Genomic DNA, 18,839 nt, shown 5'->3' on the forward strand with positions numbered 1-18,839 from the left:
TCGCCAAATACATATTATTAACATTGTGCGAAAATAATGAAAAAGAAGTATTTAGTCAGCCTATTGCCAGTATTGCTTATGGCGCAATATGGACAAGCAGAAACAATCGGATCCACAGTACCAGAAACACTTTATTTTAATAAAAAAGCGTTGCCATCAGACACTCAAGGCACACTGCAAGGTAGTGTTAGTGTTGCTCAAAGCGTGATCATGCAAACGAGCAATAAGATTGAAAATGATCGCCAACCACATCTTGTTTCTCTTCGTCGTACACTGGTGCTGTTTGAGCCTCATGCAGATATGCTAGAGCAAGACGAAGTGGTTACTGTGACTGCTAAAAATAAACAAAACGACGTGGTTTATCACACGGTGATGCGTCAACCACAACAGTTGCCACAAGTGGCGGGTAAGCTTGACAAGTATGTTGAGATAACGAAGCCATCGCAGTTCTCTCTAACTATTACTAGCAATAGCGATCTTCATGACATCTCTGGCGAAGCGGGTACAACACATTTTAAAGCACTACTTGATCAGCACGATACAGTTTTAGTTAAAACTGGAGATGGTCATTGGGCGGGGCATTTTATTTTGCCTGATGATAAAAGCTTTAATAATAAGAAGATCACCTTTATTTCAGATGCTGGCTACAACTCTCAAATTGAATATACACAAGGCAGAGATACGATCAGCCGTGGTAACCAATTTACCTATCAGAATATTGATGGTGTTTGGTATGGTGAGTCGGATATGGCAATCAGCCGAATTTCATATAGCGATAAAGCTTACTCTGCCGTACTTCCAGCAGAAGCCGTTAAACTGGGTTTAAGCTTAACTTTCACCAGTGGAAATAAGAAAGAAGGGACGGTTTCAGATATTAAGATCGGTGCTAATACCAGTATGATCTTAAATGCAATCGATATTGGTTTATTAACAGAGCCAAGAGATCAATTTATCTTTATCGATGATCCAGAATTACACCGTCAGTATTTCCAAAGTCTTCAGATCAGTAAATTGATTGTTAACCCTTATGAATCAGTACATCTTAAAGAGATCATTTTGCCTGATGGTCGCTTACTTCAAGGTGTTGATCCTAGTGATGCAGACGGTTACGGCAGTGATTCACATTACCGTATTGCACGTGAACTGATCTCTTCAGGTATTAACAGTGCTAACTATGGTGTGAATTCATCAAAAGTACGTCCTGCAAGTCAGTGGAACATTGAAGCGCCATACCATGCAACGCAAGTGACTGTGAATAACTCAATTGGTAATTATACTGATGGTTTAATTGCACACGGTATGTTGGGCTCTTACGCAGGTGTAGCTTCTGTCGTGAGTTCAACGGGTAACGAATTTAGTCATGAAGTAGGTCACGAATTAGGAGTCGGTGCACATTATCCTGGTGGCTTTACGGGAGCAATTCACAAAAGTTCTACTGAAGTGAACTCTACATGGGGGTGGGATGTTTATAAAAATATCTTTATTCCTAATTTCACTAAAGGGGTGACGAATCAAGAGTCATGCTACGAAGGGGAATGTGTTGCACCTTTTGAAGGACACAGTTTTGGTTTTGGTACCATGTCTGGCGGTCAACCGCTTTACCCTAAATACAATGCATACACATTACATGCACCGTATGAGCTGAGTGTGTTTCAAGATTTCGTAGAAAATAAAGCGAATTTTGATCCAGAGTCCCCAACAGGTTATAGCAAGTGGGATCATGTAGAACAAGTGATGAAGCCATGGACGCATTCAGTGGTTGATGATTTAGCGATCTCTGTTGTTGTTAGTCCGAATGAAAGCTTAGGGCCTGATGAATTTGGTCCAGAAAGTCACAAGTTTTATGAGCTATTTGAAAAAAATGATCTTGTTTATGTCTTAGTGAAAAACCACGCATGGATTGGTAATGTTCACCTGCCAAGCGATATAGCGTTTGAAGGTAAAACAGCACTTGTTCAAGTGACATCGCTATGGAATACCAATATTCATTATAATGATCAAAGTTTTACATTAGAGCGTGACAAAAAATATGCGTTCACTTACGCCAATGGACAGTGGGTATTAGAAGAAAACTCAACACTGGGCGGTAATATTGATCTTATCCCATACAAGCAAGGCGTACAGGTAACAACCTTGGTAGGGTATTACGATCCACAGAAAACACTACCAAGCTACATCTACCCAGCTCTGCATGGTGCATACGGTAATGTTTACCTTGATAACTTCACGGCTTCAACATGTCAGTTGGATGTGTTGACGCAAAACGGTGGCACCAAAACGTTTAACCTGTATAACCGTCGTTTGCAAGATGGTCACATGAACCGTTTTCACATCAATATTGAAAGTGCACTGAAACCATACCGCGCAGAAGTTAGCTGTGGTGGTGAAGTATTAAATACAATGGATATAGTGCCGGCAAAAGCGTCGTTAAAAGCAAGTATTGTGACAACGGAGGCAGGAAAAGCACCCGTTATCACAGGTGTTGACGATATTGTTGTTGCACATGGTGATTTATTTGCGCCACTTGCAGGAGTAACAGCGACAGATGATTACGATGGTGATGTCACTGCCTCTATCGTGGTTGAAGGTAGTGTTGATACCAATAAAGTGGGTCATTACACGCTAACTTACAAAGCTTATGACAGTGCTTTAAGTGAATCTGTTGTTGTGCGTAAAGTTGAAGTGTTTAGTGCAAAACCTGTGTTAGAAGGGATTAGCGATACGACTATTCAACTCGGTGATACCTTTGATGCAAAAACAGGTATTACCGCAAAAGATGCAGAAGATGGTGACATAACGGCCAATATTATTATCGAAGGTGAAGTCAATACGAGCCTAGCTGGTAACTACACCTTGAATTACCGTATTACTGACAGCGCACAACAAACCACAGAAGCGCAACGTGTTGTGACGGTTGAAGGTAGCGCAGTGTGCGAAAACACATGGAGTGCACAAAGTATTTATGTGGCAGGAGATGAAGTCAGCCACAATGGTGTGGTATGGCTAGCAGGTTGGTGGACAAAAGGTGAAGAGCCGGGAACAACGGGTGAGTGGGGTGTTTGGAAACAAATTGCAACCGAAGGGTGTACCTCAGTCAAACCAGAAGTGACGCCACCTGCGCCGGGAGAATATCCAACGTATCAAGCGGGCACAGTTTACCAACAAGGGGATATTGTTCGTGCTAGCGATGAGCAGTTATACCAATGTAAACCGTGGCCTAATTCAGGTTGGTGCTCAAGTGCTTCTTATGCCCCAGCAAGCAGTGCTTATTGGCAAGATGCTTGGACAAAACTGTAATCACATAATATTTACTATATAAATCAAAGCGGTGAGTTAAATCACCGCTTTTTTATATCATGTCGCGTGATGTTTCATGTCTTGTTAGCTATTTTGATCCTGTGTAAAAAAATGATTAACAGGACCATGACCACTACCGATATTGAGTAGATCAGCCGCTGAAATGGCAGAGGTAATATATTCTTTGCCACGTTGTGTTGCTTGTTCGATCGAATAACCTTGAGCAAGGTAAGAAGCAATAGCTGAAGAGAGGGTACAGCCAGTACCATGGGTATTGTGGGTATCAATACGTTTTGTTTTTAGCTCGATAATATCGTCACTTAATATCAATAAATCATTACTTTCTGAATCACTTTCTAGGTGCCCACCTTTAAGCAGTATGGCTTTTGTTTGTATGTCACGCAGTTTGCTGACTAATCCCAACATATCTGTATGATTGTGTGGGATCTCGCTGTTTGTCAGCGCAGCGGCTTCAGGTAAATTAGGCGTGATGAGATCAGCTAATGGAAGTAGTTTTTGCTTTAATGTACTAATGGCTGACTGTTGTAATAATAAGTCACCACTGGTGGCAACCATAACGGGATCAATCACAAGATAGCGTGGCTTGTACTCTTTTATTTTGTTCGCAACCAGCGTGATGATGTCACTATCGGCAAGCATGCCTATTTTAACGGCCTGAATGTTGAGATCGGTAAAAACAGCATCTAACTGTTGTTCTATCATCACAAGAGGAATAGGAAGAATACCACTAACACCTTGGGTGTTTTGCGCCGTAATTGCAGTGATCACCGAACAAGCATAGCCACCAGTTGCTGAAATAGCTTTGATATCGGCTTGAATACCCGCGCCACCACTACTGTCAGAGCCAGCAATAGTTAAAACGATAGGCGTTGTAACATGGGATGTATTATTGGTGTGTGATGACATAACAGATTCCTAATTACGCGTTAGGAACCGTTGCCAAGTCTGAAAGGATCGGTTGATGTGAAGTGATGAGATCCAGTGATAACTTGGCTAAACAATACGAATATTGTTTATTTAGTTCCCTCCGCCAGTGTTAACTGGTTCAGGTTCAACGGGTCCCACTTAAATTGTGATCTCAGCGTAATGCCCCCCGACTAACTCTCAAATCCTAATAGATAAACGTTTTGTTGTCACGTACTTATAAAATAAGGGGTTACATCAGCATTCATGTTAGACAAAAAACAAAGATGTAATGGTCAAGGTGAAATAATCATTCCCCGACAAAGAACCCGAGCAATAAAAACAATATTAGTTTCATTGACATATTATGTATTATGCAACTGCTCGGTTAAGACACTGTAGATTACCTCACACCTTTACCGCATCAGATTGATTAAAATAAACAAAACTAAAATCACGGACGTTAAAATGGCAACTCTGCTTAGCTGGCTTGGTAGAACAGATTTAGATCAAATGAAGCTAGATAAACCAGCTTCCATTGCAACCCTCGCTCTTAGAGGGCCGATGCTTGATAGCGTCGTTATTCTTGCGAGTACATGGGATGACGAATGGTTTGACTACAAGGACTGGTTAAAAAGAAAGTTAGCATGTGCTGGGCGTTCTAAAACATCAGTAGAGATAAAACGTGTCAGATTAACTTCACCGATTGATTATTTATCAATAACGAAAGTCATGCAAAAGCAATTGAGTGACGTTTCCTCAGATGCGACTCAGGTGTATATCAATCTGACATCAGGTACCCCTGCCATGACAGTTGTATCAGTGCTGCTGGGCAAGGGTAATGCTAAATGTCAGTTCGTTCAAACATCGCCAAAAGGGGAAATCAATAATGTCGATATCCCGGTAGATTTTGCCTCTGAGTATGCGAAATCTTCATCTACTGCGATTTCACAACTGGTATCCAAACACCCTAAAAATGAGGGTGCTTTTAGCTCAATAACCGCCAAATCAGCCGTAATGCAGGAAACCGTCAAAAAAGCGCAACGTTTAGCGTATTCGGATCTACCAGCATTATTATTAGGTGAAAGCGGAACGGGGAAAGAGGTACTTGCAAAGTCTATTCATCAAGCCAGCCTCCGACAGCAAAAGCCATTTAAAGCCGTCAACTGCGGTGCGCTACCTGAAAACCTCGTCGATTCAATTTTATTTGGTCACAGAAAGGGAGCCTTCACGGGAGCTGAGCGTGATCATGAAGGACTGTTTGAGCAAGCAAACGGCGGCACACTGTTTTTAGATGAAGTCGGTGAGCTTCCTTTAGTGGTGCAAGTCAAACTATTACGAGCGTTACAACAACAAGAGATCACGCGTGTGGGTGATACCGTTACCCGCACCATCGATGTACGGATAATCGCAGCCACGCATCGTGATTTATTTCGTATGGTGTCTGATGAAACGTTTCGTGAAGATTTATTTTATCGCCTCGCAGTTGGCGTTATCACATTACCGCCATTAAGGCAGCGCGCTGAAGATATTCCCGACATCATTACCACGTTCATGGCAGACATCAATCAACAGATGGAAAAGCATCCGCTGTTTGAAAGTAAAAACATTTCCGATGCTGCAATAAATTTTACCGTTTCACATCACTGGCCGGGTAATATTCGTGAGCTTTGGAATACATTGAACCGTGCTACGCTATGGTCTGAAAATAAAGAGCTAAGCCGTGCGGATATCGAAAAAGCAACATTAAGCTTAGATAATACACCGTCCGCTGAAGATAAGTTTCTTATTCCGGGCGATTTACAGCAATATATTGATAATATTAAAAAAGATGCGATTATCTCTGCCATGGATTTTGCCAGTGGAAACAAATCTAAGGCTGCTAAATCATTAGGTTTAAAAAATCATCAAACATTGAATAATTGGCTTAAAACGTACGATTTAGATGCTTGATGAAACAAAGAAAAGCGAATGGCATAAACGTTGCGATAGGCATAGGTATCAAAGGAGAGCAACTAAGGTGAAAACGTCCATGAATTTCGAACATTTACGTAATCAGTGGCCAGAGTTGGCAGAGCTTGGCGCATTTGCTGAAACCTATGCCGTGAGTGATCCGCAAAGTGCACTGGTTAAACTGCGCTGCTACGTTGAAAAAATCGTAGGCTACTTATACCGCGAGCTTCACCTTCCTGTTGCACCTAACGCCTCTATGCATGATAAGTTGGTGAGCGGTTCATTCACATCTATCGTTGATAAAACCATTGTTGATAAGTTTCACGCTGTTCGTCGAGGCGGAAACAAAGCCGCTCATGAAGGCGAAGTTAGCCAACACGATGCCATTTGGTTGCTAAAAGAATCTTATTTCATTGGCTGCTGGCTATTTATGGCATATGGCGAGGGTAAACTAAAAGATTGCCCATCGTTTACCACACCTGAAAATAGCCAAAGAGAAGATGAATCCAAAGGCGAATTTAAGCGCAAGAATAAGCAATTACAACAAAAGCTTAAACAGCATGATGAGATCTTAAAACAGGCATTGAAAGAGCTGGAAGAAACCAAGCTGGCTCAATTACAGGCTCAGAAAGAAGCGGCGCAGCTTAAAGCACAAGTAGATCAAGCCAAAGCGGATAAACTGCGTAGCAATACGCTAGCCATGAAGAGCAGCTTTGATTTTAATGAACAAGAGACTCGCAAGCGAATCATTGATGCAGACCTTCGTAGCTGTGGCTGGGATGTTGCACTTGATGAAGAGAGTACAGAGCAAGTATCCAAAGAATTTGAGGTTGATGGGCAACCAACGCAAACAGGCATAGGTTATTGTGACTACGTGCTTTGGGACGACAATGGTAAACCGTTAGCGGTTATTGAAGCCAAGCGTACACAGAAAGATGCCAAAGCAGGACGCGAACAAGCAAAATTGTATGCTGATGCGCTAGAAAAACGTTACAGCCAACGTCCTGTGATTTTCTACACCAACGGCTATGAAATTTATATTTGGGATGACGCTCAAGGCTATGCACCACGCGCTATCTTCGGTTACTACGCTAAAGACAGCCTTCAATACCTGATCCAACAACGTACTCTTAAACAAGATCTTAATACCACGCCTATCGACACCAAGGTTGCAGGGCGTATGTATCAAATGGAAAGCATCAGTCGTGTCTGTGAACGCTTTTCAGACAAACACCGCAAAGCGTTAGTGGTACAAGCAACAGGGACAGGTAAAACCCGTGTATCTATAGCATTGGCAAAACGTCTGCTTGATGCGGGATGGGCGAAGCGTGTTCTGTTTTTATGCGACCGAAAAGAGTTACGTAAACAGGCGGGTCATGCGTTTAATGAACACACCAAAGAGCCACTTTTCATCAAAGGGAAAAGTAAAAAAGATGCGGCTTCCAATGCACGTATCGTAATCGCGACTTACCCGGGCATGATCCAAAACTATGAAGAGTTCGATGTCGGTCACTTTAATCTGATCATTGCCGATGAATCTCATCGCTCTATCTACAACAAATATGGCGAGTTATTTAAATACTTTGATGCGCTACAAGTGGGGCTAACAGCAACGCCAGTTGAGATGATCTCACGCTCTACCAGTCAACTGTTTGGCTGTGACTATAAACTGCCCACAGCAAACTACCCATTAGAACAAGCGATTGAAGAGAAGAACCTTGTCCCGTTTAAGGTGGTTACCCATACCACGCAATTTTTACGTGAAGGGATCAAAGCAAGCGAACTGACGGATGAGCAAATTGCAGAGCTAGAAGATCAGGGCATTGATCCCAATACCTTGGATTTCGATTCTAAGCAAATTGATAAAGCGATATTCAATAAAGACACCAACCGAGCCATTATTCGTAACTTAATGGAAAAAGGCTTAAAAGATAAAGATAACCAACTGCCGGGTAAATCGATCATCTTTGCCCGCAGCATTGCCCATGCAGAGTTATTGGCTGAACTATTTAGCGAAATGTACCCAGATTTGGGCGGTAATTTCTGCCGCGTGATCCACTCTAAATACGAACGGGCTGAAGAGTTAATCGACAACTTCAAAAGCGCAGAAGGGAACGACGATGACATTACCATCGCGGTATCTGTCGATATGCTAGATACCGGTATTGATGTCCCTGAATGTGTCAACCTGGTGTTTGCGAAACCGATTAAATCGAAAGTGAAATTTTGGCAAATGGTGGGTCGTGGTACGCGCTTGTGTGCAAATCTCTACGGTCCTGGTTTAGATAAAAAGCACTTCTTAATTTTTGACCATTGGGACAACTTTGATTACTTCAAAATGAACCCAGAAGAAGATGAAGGTTCGCAAAGCAAATCTCTGCCGCAAAAAGTGTTTGAAGCCAAACTCAACTTGGCTGTTGAAGCACTAAAGAAAGCAGAAATGGAGATTTTTGCTGATGCTGTTCACCAGATCAAAGCGGATATCGATTCGCTTAATGATAAAACCATTGCTGTGCGTGAAAAGTGGAAGCTGAAAGCCCAATTGAGCGAAGAAAAACGCTTAATGCAAATGGCGCCAGATACCAAAACGTTGTTGTTTGATGAAATGGCGCCGTTGATGCAATGGAAGAAAACCACAGGCGAAAGCGAAGCCCTTCGTTTAGATCTGCAATTTCTTCAACTGCAACTGACGAAATTACAACAGCCAAGTAAGGTTGATATTGAAGCGCAACCTATTTTAGATAAGGTGACTAGCTTGTCTATGCACCTCAATGAAGTGCGAAGCAAAGCAACCACCATCAAACAGATACAACAACAGAACTACTTAAGTGATGCCGATTACTTTGCCGTTGAGGCCTGTCGCCATAACTTGCGCAGTGTGATTCACTTACGTGATAAAGGGGTAGTACCTGCATCAACCCAAATTCCTGTGATTGATGTGCGTGAAGATGAAAGCCGTTATCAAACAGAAGAGATAAAAACAGACATCATCACGGTTGATTATGAAATCTACCGCCAAGAGGTAGAAAAGACCTTAACGCCACTGTTTGACACTAACGACGTGTTGCAAAAAATCCGTGGTGGGCAAGCGGTAACAGAAGCCGACTTAGCGACATTAAGCGCCTTGGTACTGACCCAAAACCCGAATGTTGACTTACGAACCCTTAAAGAGTTCTTCCCTGAATCAACCTCAGGGCTAGATCAAATCCTGCGCACGATTGTCGGTATGGATGCAAAGCAAATAGAAAATGAGTTCACGGCTTTTGTGCAAAACGTGCATACCCATTTAAACGCAAGGCAGCAGCGTTTTATCGGTATGCTAAAAAACCACCTTTGTCGCTACGGTAGCGTTGATATTGAACAGCTCTACGATGCGCCGTTTAATCAAATTGATGATGCAGGGCTAGATGGCGTGTTCCCAAACCCAGCACAAGCCGACGTGGTTGAACAATTTGTGCGTCGCTTCAGTGTCCATTTGGGGGATAAACAAACAAGTGTCGAGAAAGTCGTAAATTAGCATTTGGTATCAAGAAACAACCGAGTAAACTACCACGCATGATTATAAGTGGCTTGATAACAGCCGCTTTAGCGCGAAACTCTTTTTACACGAGAAAGCGTTAACGTGCATAACAACAATAAAAACGCACTGGCCTCACTTTGAAGGGCTGGCGCAATAATCAAAGAGAATAAAAATGATCACATCAGGCACATTAAAAAGCCAAATTGACAAGTTATGGGAAGAGTTTTGGACTGGCGGTATTACCAACCCATTAACCGTTGTTGAGCAAATTACCTATTTAATGTACGCCCGTATGTTAGACATGAATGAGCGTAATGATGAAAAACGCAGTGCTCGTACTGGTAAGCCTTTTAACCGCCGCTTTGCAGACGACAAACAACACATTCGCTGGGAAAACTTCCGTCACCTTGGTGCAGAAAAGTTATACCCACTCGTAAAAGATGAAGTCTTCCCGAACTTCAAAGATCTCACATCTGATGACACCCTGTTTGCGGATTTTATGAAAGATGCGCAACTGATGATCCAAAAGCCATCATTATTAGTCAAAGCGGTAGAATTAGTCAGTGAACTGCCGTTAGAAAACAAAGACGTAAAAGGCGATTTATACGAATACTTATTGTCTAAATTGACTACCGCAGGCATTAATGGTCAGTTCCGTACTCCACGCCATATTATTCGTGCGATGATCGAAATGTTAGACGTGGAAGAAACTCACCGTATTTGTGATCCTGCTTGTGGTACGGGCGGTTTCTTATCATCGACTTATGAATACTTACTGGAAAAGTACTCTTCACCAGAAGGCACCGAAAAAGAACAAGCGTTTGATAAAGAAGGTAAGCCAGTATTAGACGTGCATGGTAACCCAGTATTCAATTATTTATACGCAGGTGACTTGCTCGAAAAGCGCACACATATCGATTACGACATGTTCCACGGTTTTGATTTTGACTCAACCATGTTACGTGTAGCAGCAATGAACTTGGTAATGCACGGGGTGAAACAGCCTGATATTCACTATCAAGACACATTGAGCCAAAGCTTTATTGAGCGCTTTCCTGATGAAGCGAAAAACGGTTTCGATATCATCTTAGCGAACCCGCCATTTAAAGGCAGCTTAGATGAAGAAGACGTTGATCCCGCAATTCTAAAAGTGGTGAAAACCAAAAAGACTGAATTACTGTTTGTGGCACTTATTCAACGCATGTTGAAAGTAGGTGGCCGCACCGCCACCATCGTACCTGATGGTGTGTTATTCGGTAGTTCAAAAGCGCACCAAACCCTGCGGAAACACCTAATAGAAGACAACCAGTTAGAAGCGGTGATTTCATTACCAAGTGGGGTGTTTAAACCATACGCAGGCGTTTCTACCGCGATTCTTATTTTTACCAAAGGCGGTAGCACCAATAATGTGTGGTTCTACGATGTACAAGCCGATGGTAAATCGCTCGATGATAAGCGTACCCCAATCAAAGATAACGACCTGCCTGATCTGGTTAAGCAATACAAAGCTTACCAAGCGGCAGTGATGGCAGGTGAGTCTACCGAACAATGGGCGGACAAAACCCAAAAAGCCTTCTTGGTAGCAAAAGACGACATTACGTCGAACAAATACGACTTGTCGATCAAGCGCTATAAAGAAGTGGTGTACGAGCAAGAAAGCTACGAAGACCCAAAAGTGATCCTTGGCAAATTGAAAGCGTTAGAAAATGAGATTTTGGCTGATCTTAATGAGTTGGAGTCGATGTTATGAGTTGGCCGTTAGTAAAATTATCTGATGTGGCCTTCTTCCAAGAAGGACCCGGCGTTAGAAAATGGCAGTTCAGGAACGAAGGTATCAAGCTTATCAATGTTAAAAATATTGTTGATGAGGTTTTGGTAACAGAGAATTCTGATAAATATCTGGATCCTGACGAGGTAGAAAAAAAGTACTCTCACTTCTTAACTAAAGTAGGAGATCTCGTTATGGCTTCTTCTGGTGCTACTTGGGGGAAGCTCGCGTGGGTGGAAGAAAAACATCTTCCTCTCTGTATGAATACTAGTATGATTCGCTTTCAATCATTAGATTCTAATAAATTAGATATTAGGTATTTGTTTTATTATTTGAAGACTGTTGAATTTAGAAGAGATATGGAAAAGTTGGTAACGGGATCCGCTCAACCCAACTTTGGTTCAACTCACTTGAAACAGATTTCGCTCCCACTACCACCACTAGAAGAACAAAAACGCATTGCAGCTATTTTGGATAAAGCGGATGCGATTCGCCAAAAGCGTAAGCAAGCGATAGAACTTGCCGATGAGTTTTTACGCAGCGTGTTTTTAGATATGTTTGGTGATCCGGTGACGAATCCGAAAGGGTGGGAACAAGTCTCTTTATCGACTTTATCAGAGAAAATTCTGAATGGCACAACCCCTAAAGGGGGGAGTGATGTCTATGTAGAAAAGGGCATTGCGTTTTTAAGAAGCCAAAACGTGTGGAAAAAGCGTATAGACTTAGACGACATCGTTTACCTTGATGACGAAACACATACAAAGATGTCCAAAAGTAGTTTGAAGAATAAAGATATATTGATAACTAAAACGGGTCGTATAAATACTGAAAACAGTAGTTTGGGACGAGCTGCTATTTATTATGGAAAAGATGACGAGGCGAATATCAATGGGCATGTGTATTTGGTTAGGCTTAAACCAGATAACGTACATGAGTTTATTGAATTTATACTTACTACGAAAGAGTATCGAGACCATATAAGAGCCGTATGTGTTGGTGGAATAGATAAGCGACAACTAAACAAGAACCATATTGAAGAGTTCCCTATAATCTGTCCGCCTACCGATCAACAACAGCGTTTTGTCAAAGTTCTTCATCAAAGTCAAAAAGTAATGGATAACTATAAAGTGCAGTTAGTAGAGGCTCAAAACAACTTATCTGCTCTCACGCAAAAGGCCTTTTCAGGCCAACTATAAATTTTAGAGGCACCTTCGGGTGTCTCTTTTATTTAATGTTTACAGTTTCAACTATGCTGCGCCCATCATCTCTTAATCGCTAACCCTTCATTTTCCACTTTTCATTCAATCATAACCTCCAAAGAACGAGATATGTCTTAAGGCATATTTGCATCTGTCGCTATCTCATTAATCGCACATTTTTCTATTATTGCTTTGTAAATACGTACTCTAGTCGATTTCTATCCCCATACTTTTCTTCGCTGTTATGACTGTAAAAATATTTACTATTAGTAAATTACTTTACTTTTTATACAGGGTGATTTTCATCTATTTCTTGTAAAAACAATTGATTACAACTTGGCGTGTTTATTGAAAGTATCTAAGAACAACAGGGGGAGGTGCTTTATATAGGTTGACTCTGGTGACGATGGAAGTGTTGCTGCTAGGCAGTGAAATTTTTAGAACAAAGGCTGGAAGTGGCAAGTTATTTTTTGCAATTAATTTCAAATGTTTGCTTTGCATAACATTGCGAAACTTTAAAATTAAAATTATTTATAAATTGTGATGTTCAAACTGTGATTATATCTAAGCAGGTGTTAGCTTTTTATGTAAGTGACTGTTTTTATATAGGCAAAAATCGAATAATCAATAACGAAAAATAATGAATGATGAAGATTACAAAGTTATCACTAACCAATTTCCGCTCTTTTAAACAAACTCAAACCATTGAGTTTGCCCCTGTTACTTTGCTTTTTGGCCCTAATAGTGTGGGGAAAAGTACGGTACTGATGGCGCTATTCTACCTGCAACAGATAGTCGAAAAAGGCCAGTGCAACCCACAGCGCCTTGAAGCGATGAATAACAAGTATGTCGGTGGTTTTCAACATCTCGTTCATGGCAAAGATTTATCTAAAAATATTACGATCAAGGTGGAATATCAAAAACCTGAAGTCATGGCTGGTCATAGCTATGACGATAGTTTGTTTTTTATTGATGATTGTAAAGAAAGAGAAAATAACGATCCATTAGGCACACAACGTAAGCTGTTATCGATGAGTAGCCCGATAGAGTGGGCCAATAATATTGCTGTCGAAATCGAAATTGCTTGGTCGCAGGCTGCGAATACCGCCTTTGTGTGCCGTCAGGCTGTGTGGTTAGACGACGAGTTTATTGCTGAGTCGGTCAATACGGAATATTCACCGAACGCGCAGGTCCATGTCGTGAATTATCTCCATCCATTGTTAATTACCGATCAGCAAGATGAGTGGGTCGCGTCAACAGAGGCTGGTGGTGTATTTCATCCAGACTTTGCAAGTCACAATAAGGATCAAGGTGATGTTTCATTAAACCCCAGTGAGCAAGAAACGAGTCAGTTGGGGCTTTGTGGAGAATTTCATGATTTCGTTTTGGCGTCTGCCACCTCAGAAGCAGAAACCATGTACAGTCGACACCTTCAACAAATACAGCAACATGCGTTATTTCAGTACAAATCGATGGGGGGAGTACTTCCTCAGCTTGGCAAAGTGCTAACAACCAGTATTGAAGCGGATGATGCATTAAATACCAAACGTATAGAAGAAATATTCAGTGATATTTTTGTTGCCAGTTTAGATAACTTACAGGAGTTGCTGCAAGACAGCTTAACCATTGGCCCACTGCGCCATATTCCTGATTCGACCTTTGATGCAGACACCAATATTAAGCAAAGGGACTGGTATAACGGAAAAGCCAGTTGGGATCTTGTTTTTCATGCTGAGCAAACGTTGTTATCAAAAATAAACCATTGGTTGGCAGGTAAAGATCAGTTGGATTTAGGCTATGCGCTGGTTCGTAAATGTGAACAAGGCCAGATTGAATATATCCATGATCCCGATAGTTTCAGCGAGGCAACGCAGGAGTTAATTGACAGCGGGCGCGATGAAGCGTTGCCTGCGCCTTATATTGCCACCATGGCTTACCGTAAAAAAAATATTACGCTTTGGGATCTCCATAATGATATTGAAGTGTCAGCCGCTGATATTGGTGCCGGTGTTTCTCAGGTATTTCCTTTAATTGTTGCAGCCGCTTACGCGAATAAAGGGTTAATTTGCGTTGAGCAACCCGAGTTACATATCCATCCCAAAGCACAAGTTGGGCTGGGGGATTTATTAACCCAAGTTGATGAGAAAAATCAGTTTTTAATTGAAACCCACAGCGAACATTTAATTTTACGTTTACTCCGTCGTGTGCGTGAAACCACTGAGGGCACATTGGCTAAACATTTAACGCCGGTTAAAAAAGAAGATATCTCGATTATTTATCTCGAAACTGCTGAGTCTGGCGTTATCGCGCATAGAACATTATTAACTGATGATGGCGATCTTGAAACAGATTGGCCTAACGGCTTCTTTGATGAAAGGGATGAGGAGTTGTTCTGATGTATAAAGAGATAGCACTCGATCCTCACTGTATGTCTGAATTTCATTATTACGGTCTGTTAAAAAGTGCGTTTGGGTTTGAAAGCGGGCGTTATGTTATTGCGCCTACCAAAGAATGGGTCAGAGAGGCTTACAAAAGTGTTAAGGCTTCTAGCATCTCGCCGACAAAACAAAAATCGGTGACGAATTTTCTTAATAAGTTACAGAGGGAAAAGGCGCATCCATTAATTGTGTTACCTACAGATCGCGCTTGTTTAACAACCCAAAAGGGCTATGAGAATTGGCTGCAATGGATTGGGTCACAACAATCGTTACGACGTTTTAATGCCGTTGTTTCTGAAAAAGACGGGGCGGCTTACATTAATTATGAGCAAATCATCGAGGGAGCGGAAATATGGGCAATGCCGCCAACACGTTGGATTGATAAAAGTATTGAAGACATTGTGTCGGTGGTCGAGCCATTAATACATGTTGGCCGAGAGCTTATTATTGCCGATCCCTATTTTAAGCTACCAAACAACGCGTTATTTAAAGCCATTTTAAAAAAAGCGATGTTAGGTGAAATAAAGAAAGTAACGCTTGTTACTACGATGGAGTGCAGCAATCTTTCGGGGGTGTTTGACCGTGAATATAAACACTTGCTCGATACAGCAATAAAAATCAGTTATGTACGAGTACCAAATCAGTTTATCCACGATAGATATGTACTGACTGATAAAGCAGCAATTAAGGCTGGGCAAGGCTTTGCTGTTGCGCCAGAAAAGGGGCTTCAGTCTGACCATTTAAGCATCAGCTTATGTGGTTTGGAAGAATACAGAGAGACCAAAAAACGGATCGAAGAATACCAAAAACAATACCCTGAAAGCTGTGAGCTTTTGGGATAAAGATAAATATAAAAATGGCTAGAAAACGACAATGGAATTGCAGTTTAAAAATGTCTCGGGTAAAGACAACGTAGGGGATTTTACGTGGATACACCAGTCTGGACGTCAAGCGTTAATTGCGGACATGGTATCGGGTTCTGATGTTCACAAAGGTCTCGATTTATTAAGCAGTTGGCTGACAGTTAACCAAACGAATGAACCTTTTAATGCTGAGCAAGTGATTGCGGAACTGCATGATTTGTTTCAAGCAAACAACGTTCAATCGACGCTAGGTATTATCACGCAACAACAGGCCTGTTTTGAACTTCATTTAGTGGGCAATATAAGGCTGTACAGAGTAGAAAAACAGGTTGAGCAGATCAAAGAGGTGGGGGATGAGATCCATCCTTTGTCTGTTGTCGGCAGTGAATATTCTCCAGATATTCAGCACACAGTATTCACCCCCGATCATCACGCTAAATTTATAGTGACCAGTGACGGGTTAGACAGCTCACTTATGCGCTCATTAGCGCTGAGTTCAGAAACACTGAGTGGTGGTCAGTTACATCGTAAATTACTGCCAGCAGTGTGTGATCAAGATTGGTCGGCACTTGTTTTCCCAATGGCAAATGCTCAATCATTTGTTAATCATCACTGGCCTTATAACCCTTTTGTTGGGCCACAAGAAGATCGCTTACATGAACGAAGAGGCCTTGCTGAGATAGCGACAGAACTATTTAAACAACCAATGTTTGAAGGGTTTCGCATTGTCTCGTGCCCGCCGATTTTAAATGAAAATTCGTCCCGGCTGTTTGATGGGTTATTGGTGTACCCATTCGGGGTTATTCCGCTGGAATTAAAAGATCACCATGGCGCTATTACCATTGATATGGGAACGAATAAGCGTAATAGCTTGCTGGTGGAAAACGATCTTGGCACAAGCTATTTATCAAACCCAGCCACAAAATTACGCGAATCGTTAAGGCGATTTGGCGACTTGCCTCAATTAAAAGGCTTAACGCCTGAGTTAAAGAACGCCGGTCTTGTGATTTTTACTTCGCATCATGCTGATGTTGAATGTGTGTTTGATGGGCAATCGACACCTGCGCCATTCATGCAGGCTGGTGAGGTGATGGTGGCTAAATCAACGCAATTAAGCGAGCTGCTATTTCAGTTCTGCCGTGCAAGGTTTGGCAAAAAGTTGAAGAAAAGACTGACAGATTCTGAGATTAATCAGTTAGTAAAAGATTTGACTACGTTGCCAACGCAACCTGCACAGGGAGCTATTACGGTAGGTGACTACGAGCTGGAATTAACACCGATACAAGCTGAATCGACCGATTATTTCACCGTATATAACGCCCATTTATTTAATGAACAGGTATGGGCCAAGTGTTTTGATCTAGACCATTTGAGTGCGGTTCATCGCCAAAGTGAACTTCAAAGTTTAGGTCGAGAAGCGTTAGTACTGAAAAGGTTGAGCCGAGTTGAAGGCGTGCAACGTTATCAGGATAAGGAGTTGGTTGACGATAAGTTTTATGTGTTTGTTGAAAAAGCCCCTACGACAACGTTGGCACAATGGTTACAAACGCAGCCAGCGAAAGAAGTACGGCTGAATGTTCTTATTGCTATCGCTGAGACAATGAAACAAATTCAGTCTGTTGGCGAACCAGAGATCATTCACCGTGCGATTAACTTATCGAATATTCGTGTTGGTGACGACAGTAACCCTATTTTGATTAACTTTGAGCTTTGCCAACAAGAAATGGTGGCAACGTTACCGCTTAATGCACGCCGAACGTTTGAGCAAAAATATCAAGCGCCAGAAGTGAATGAGCCTGGTCAATCACTGACTTTTGCGGCCGATATTTTCAGTTTTGGCTTAATTATATTGTTTTCATTAACTGGCGAATTACCTTTTGAACAATCTGCCAAGGAATTGGTAACCAAAGGACGCCGCCCTGTATTTTGGAAGCAGTTATGTCAACAGCTGGATGTATCACCAAAACATGCTGAATTCTGGCAGCGAATTCTTCATGTGACACCAAAATATCGCCCAACCATTGAACAAGTGTTAGAGGTCTTAAAGACATGGAAATGACAACAAGTGGTTATGCACAACAGTACCCTAGAGATAAAGTAATTTATCAATGCCATGCAACTAAACGGGCTTTTTATCGTGTCAAGCTTCCTCAACTTGGCTTGTATTACGGGCTTAAAGAAATTGAGGTAGCGGAAGCGAGAGCAATAAAAGAAATTAAAAATGAAATCATTGCGTTAAACCGTTTACCTTTTGGCATTGCTGCAAAATGTCATCAGTATTGGCAAGAAGGAAATAAGCATTTTTTATTGATGGACTGGATAGAGGGGATTCCTCTTAATGAATTTATCCGTTCAGCACCAACAAATCGCCGTGAGTTCGCTCAGCGAATTAAAATAGCGGAAAAAGTGGGATGGAAGTTAGTTGAACTTCATCGTTACAACGTCACCCACAGGGATTTGAAACCGGAAAACATCATCATTCATTGTGATAAAAACGCCAATGTCAGAGATGTGAGTTTTATCGATTTTGGTTTATCTAACCAAAAACGCCAGATGGAAGAGGGAACTGCACATTATCGCTCGCCCGAACAGGAATTTGTAAGGCAGACAGGGCTTACACATGCTTCTGATATTTTCTCATTTTCTCAGTTAATTCATTTTTTATTAACGGGTTCACCGATTCTACTTCAACCTAATTTTGATGGTTCTGGTTGGGATGAATTGAACCTTGAATTACCGCCACTCATTCCTCAGAAATTCAAAGATACCTTAATGCAGGGTTTGGAATTTGACGTACGAAAGCGCAGTAAGCAGGTATTTACCATTGTTAAAGCGCTACAAGACGTATCAAAACAATTAAATAGCAAAAGGTAATGA

10 protein-coding genes and 1 riboswitch are annotated in these 18,839 nt (G+C 41.7%); of the genes, 9 read left to right on the forward strand and 1 reads right to left on the reverse strand.

All coding sequences use genetic code 11. The features are described from left to right. Nucleotides 1-36: 36 nt before the first annotated feature. Nucleotides 37-3,297, forward strand: a complete 3,261-nt coding sequence (locus tag C9J41_RS15215) for a M66 family metalloprotease (RefSeq protein WP_107294740.1) — start codon at nt 37-39, stop codon at nt 3,295-3,297. 84 nt (nt 3,298-3,381) lie between these two features. On the opposite strand, the gene thiD is transcribed toward C9J41_RS15215, so the two are convergent. Then, nucleotides 3,382-4,224, reverse strand: coding sequence for a bifunctional hydroxymethylpyrimidine kinase/phosphomethylpyrimidine kinase (gene thiD / locus C9J41_RS15220; protein WP_107294741.1), 843 nt, complete (start codon nt 4,222-4,224; stop codon nt 3,382-3,384). A gap of 99 nt (nt 4,225-4,323) precedes the next feature. Beyond that, a riboswitch (TPP riboswitch) is annotated at nt 4,324-4,424 on the reverse strand. A gap of 265 nt (nt 4,425-4,689) precedes the next feature. On the opposite strand from thiD, the gene C9J41_RS15225 reads away from it, so the two are divergent. From C9J41_RS15225 to C9J41_RS15260, 8 genes are all read left to right on the forward strand, one after another. Beyond that, on the forward strand, nt 4,690-6,174 hold the full coding sequence (locus C9J41_RS15225; RefSeq protein ID WP_107294742.1) for a sigma-54-dependent Fis family transcriptional regulator: 1,485 nt from the start codon (nt 4,690-4,692) through the stop codon (nt 6,172-6,174). Nucleotides 6,175-6,253: 79 nt separating this feature from the next. Then, nucleotides 6,254-9,691, forward strand: coding sequence for a DEAD/DEAH box helicase family protein (locus C9J41_RS15230; protein ID WP_107294743.1), 3,438 nt, complete (start codon nt 6,254-6,256; stop codon nt 9,689-9,691). A gap of 175 nt (nt 9,692-9,866) precedes the next feature. Next, complete coding sequence (locus C9J41_RS15235) at nt 9,867-11,444, forward strand: class I SAM-dependent DNA methyltransferase (protein ID WP_107294744.1); 1,578 nt, start codon at nt 9,867-9,869, stop codon at nt 11,442-11,444. Next, nucleotides 11,441-12,658, forward strand: coding sequence for a restriction endonuclease subunit S (locus C9J41_RS15240; protein WP_107294745.1), 1,218 nt, complete (start codon nt 11,441-11,443; stop codon nt 12,656-12,658). The genes C9J41_RS15235 and C9J41_RS15240 overlap by 4 nt, the downstream gene beginning before the upstream one ends. 647 nt (nt 12,659-13,305) lie before the next feature. Then, nucleotides 13,306-15,057 carry a DUF3696 domain-containing protein gene (locus C9J41_RS15245; RefSeq protein WP_107294746.1) on the forward strand — a complete coding sequence of 584 codons (1,752 nt, stop codon included), beginning with the start codon at nt 13,306-13,308 and terminating at the stop codon, nt 15,055-15,057. After that, nucleotides 15,057-15,941 carry a hypothetical protein gene (locus tag C9J41_RS15250; RefSeq protein ID WP_107245352.1) on the forward strand — a complete coding sequence of 295 codons (885 nt, stop codon included), beginning with the start codon at nt 15,057-15,059 and terminating at the stop codon, nt 15,939-15,941. The genes C9J41_RS15245 and C9J41_RS15250 overlap by 1 nt, the downstream gene beginning before the upstream one ends. Nucleotides 15,942-15,972: 31 nt before the next feature. Further along, nucleotides 15,973-18,021, forward strand: a complete 2,049-nt coding sequence (locus tag C9J41_RS15255; protein ID WP_107294747.1) for a protein kinase family protein — start codon at nt 15,973-15,975, stop codon at nt 18,019-18,021. After that, nucleotides 18,012-18,836, forward strand: coding sequence for a protein kinase (locus tag C9J41_RS15260; protein ID WP_107290367.1), 825 nt, complete (start codon nt 18,012-18,014; stop codon nt 18,834-18,836). The genes C9J41_RS15255 and C9J41_RS15260 overlap by 10 nt, the downstream gene beginning before the upstream one ends. The last annotated feature ends 3 nt before the right edge of the window (nt 18,837-18,839 follow it).

This window comes from Photobacterium sp. GB-50 (genome assembly GCF_003026755.1).
In the GTDB taxonomy this organism is placed as follows: domain Bacteria; phylum Pseudomonadota; class Gammaproteobacteria; order Enterobacterales; family Vibrionaceae; genus Photobacterium.

Coding starts and splice junctions, on each gene's coding strand:
- C9J41_RS15215 (WP_107294740.1), top strand. CDS start 37: ATGAAAAAGAAGTATTTAGTCAGCCTATTGCCAGTATTGCTTATGGCG.
- thiD (WP_107294741.1), bottom strand. CDS start 4,224: ATGTCATCACACACCAATAATACATCCCATGTTACAACGCCTATCGTT.
- C9J41_RS15225 (WP_107294742.1), top strand. CDS start 4,690: ATGGCAACTCTGCTTAGCTGGCTTGGTAGAACAGATTTAGATCAAATG.
- C9J41_RS15230 (WP_107294743.1), top strand. CDS start 6,254: ATGAATTTCGAACATTTACGTAATCAGTGGCCAGAGTTGGCAGAGCTT.
- C9J41_RS15235 (WP_107294744.1), top strand. CDS start 9,867: ATGATCACATCAGGCACATTAAAAAGCCAAATTGACAAGTTATGGGAA.
- C9J41_RS15240 (WP_107294745.1), top strand. CDS start 11,441: ATGAGTTGGCCGTTAGTAAAATTATCTGATGTGGCCTTCTTCCAAGAA.
- C9J41_RS15245 (WP_107294746.1), top strand. CDS start 13,306: ATGATGAAGATTACAAAGTTATCACTAACCAATTTCCGCTCTTTTAAA.
- C9J41_RS15250 (WP_107245352.1), top strand. CDS start 15,057: ATGTATAAAGAGATAGCACTCGATCCTCACTGTATGTCTGAATTTCAT.
- C9J41_RS15255 (WP_107294747.1), top strand. CDS start 15,973: ATGGAATTGCAGTTTAAAAATGTCTCGGGTAAAGACAACGTAGGGGAT.
- C9J41_RS15260 (WP_107290367.1), top strand. CDS start 18,012: ATGGAAATGACAACAAGTGGTTATGCACAACAGTACCCTAGAGATAAA.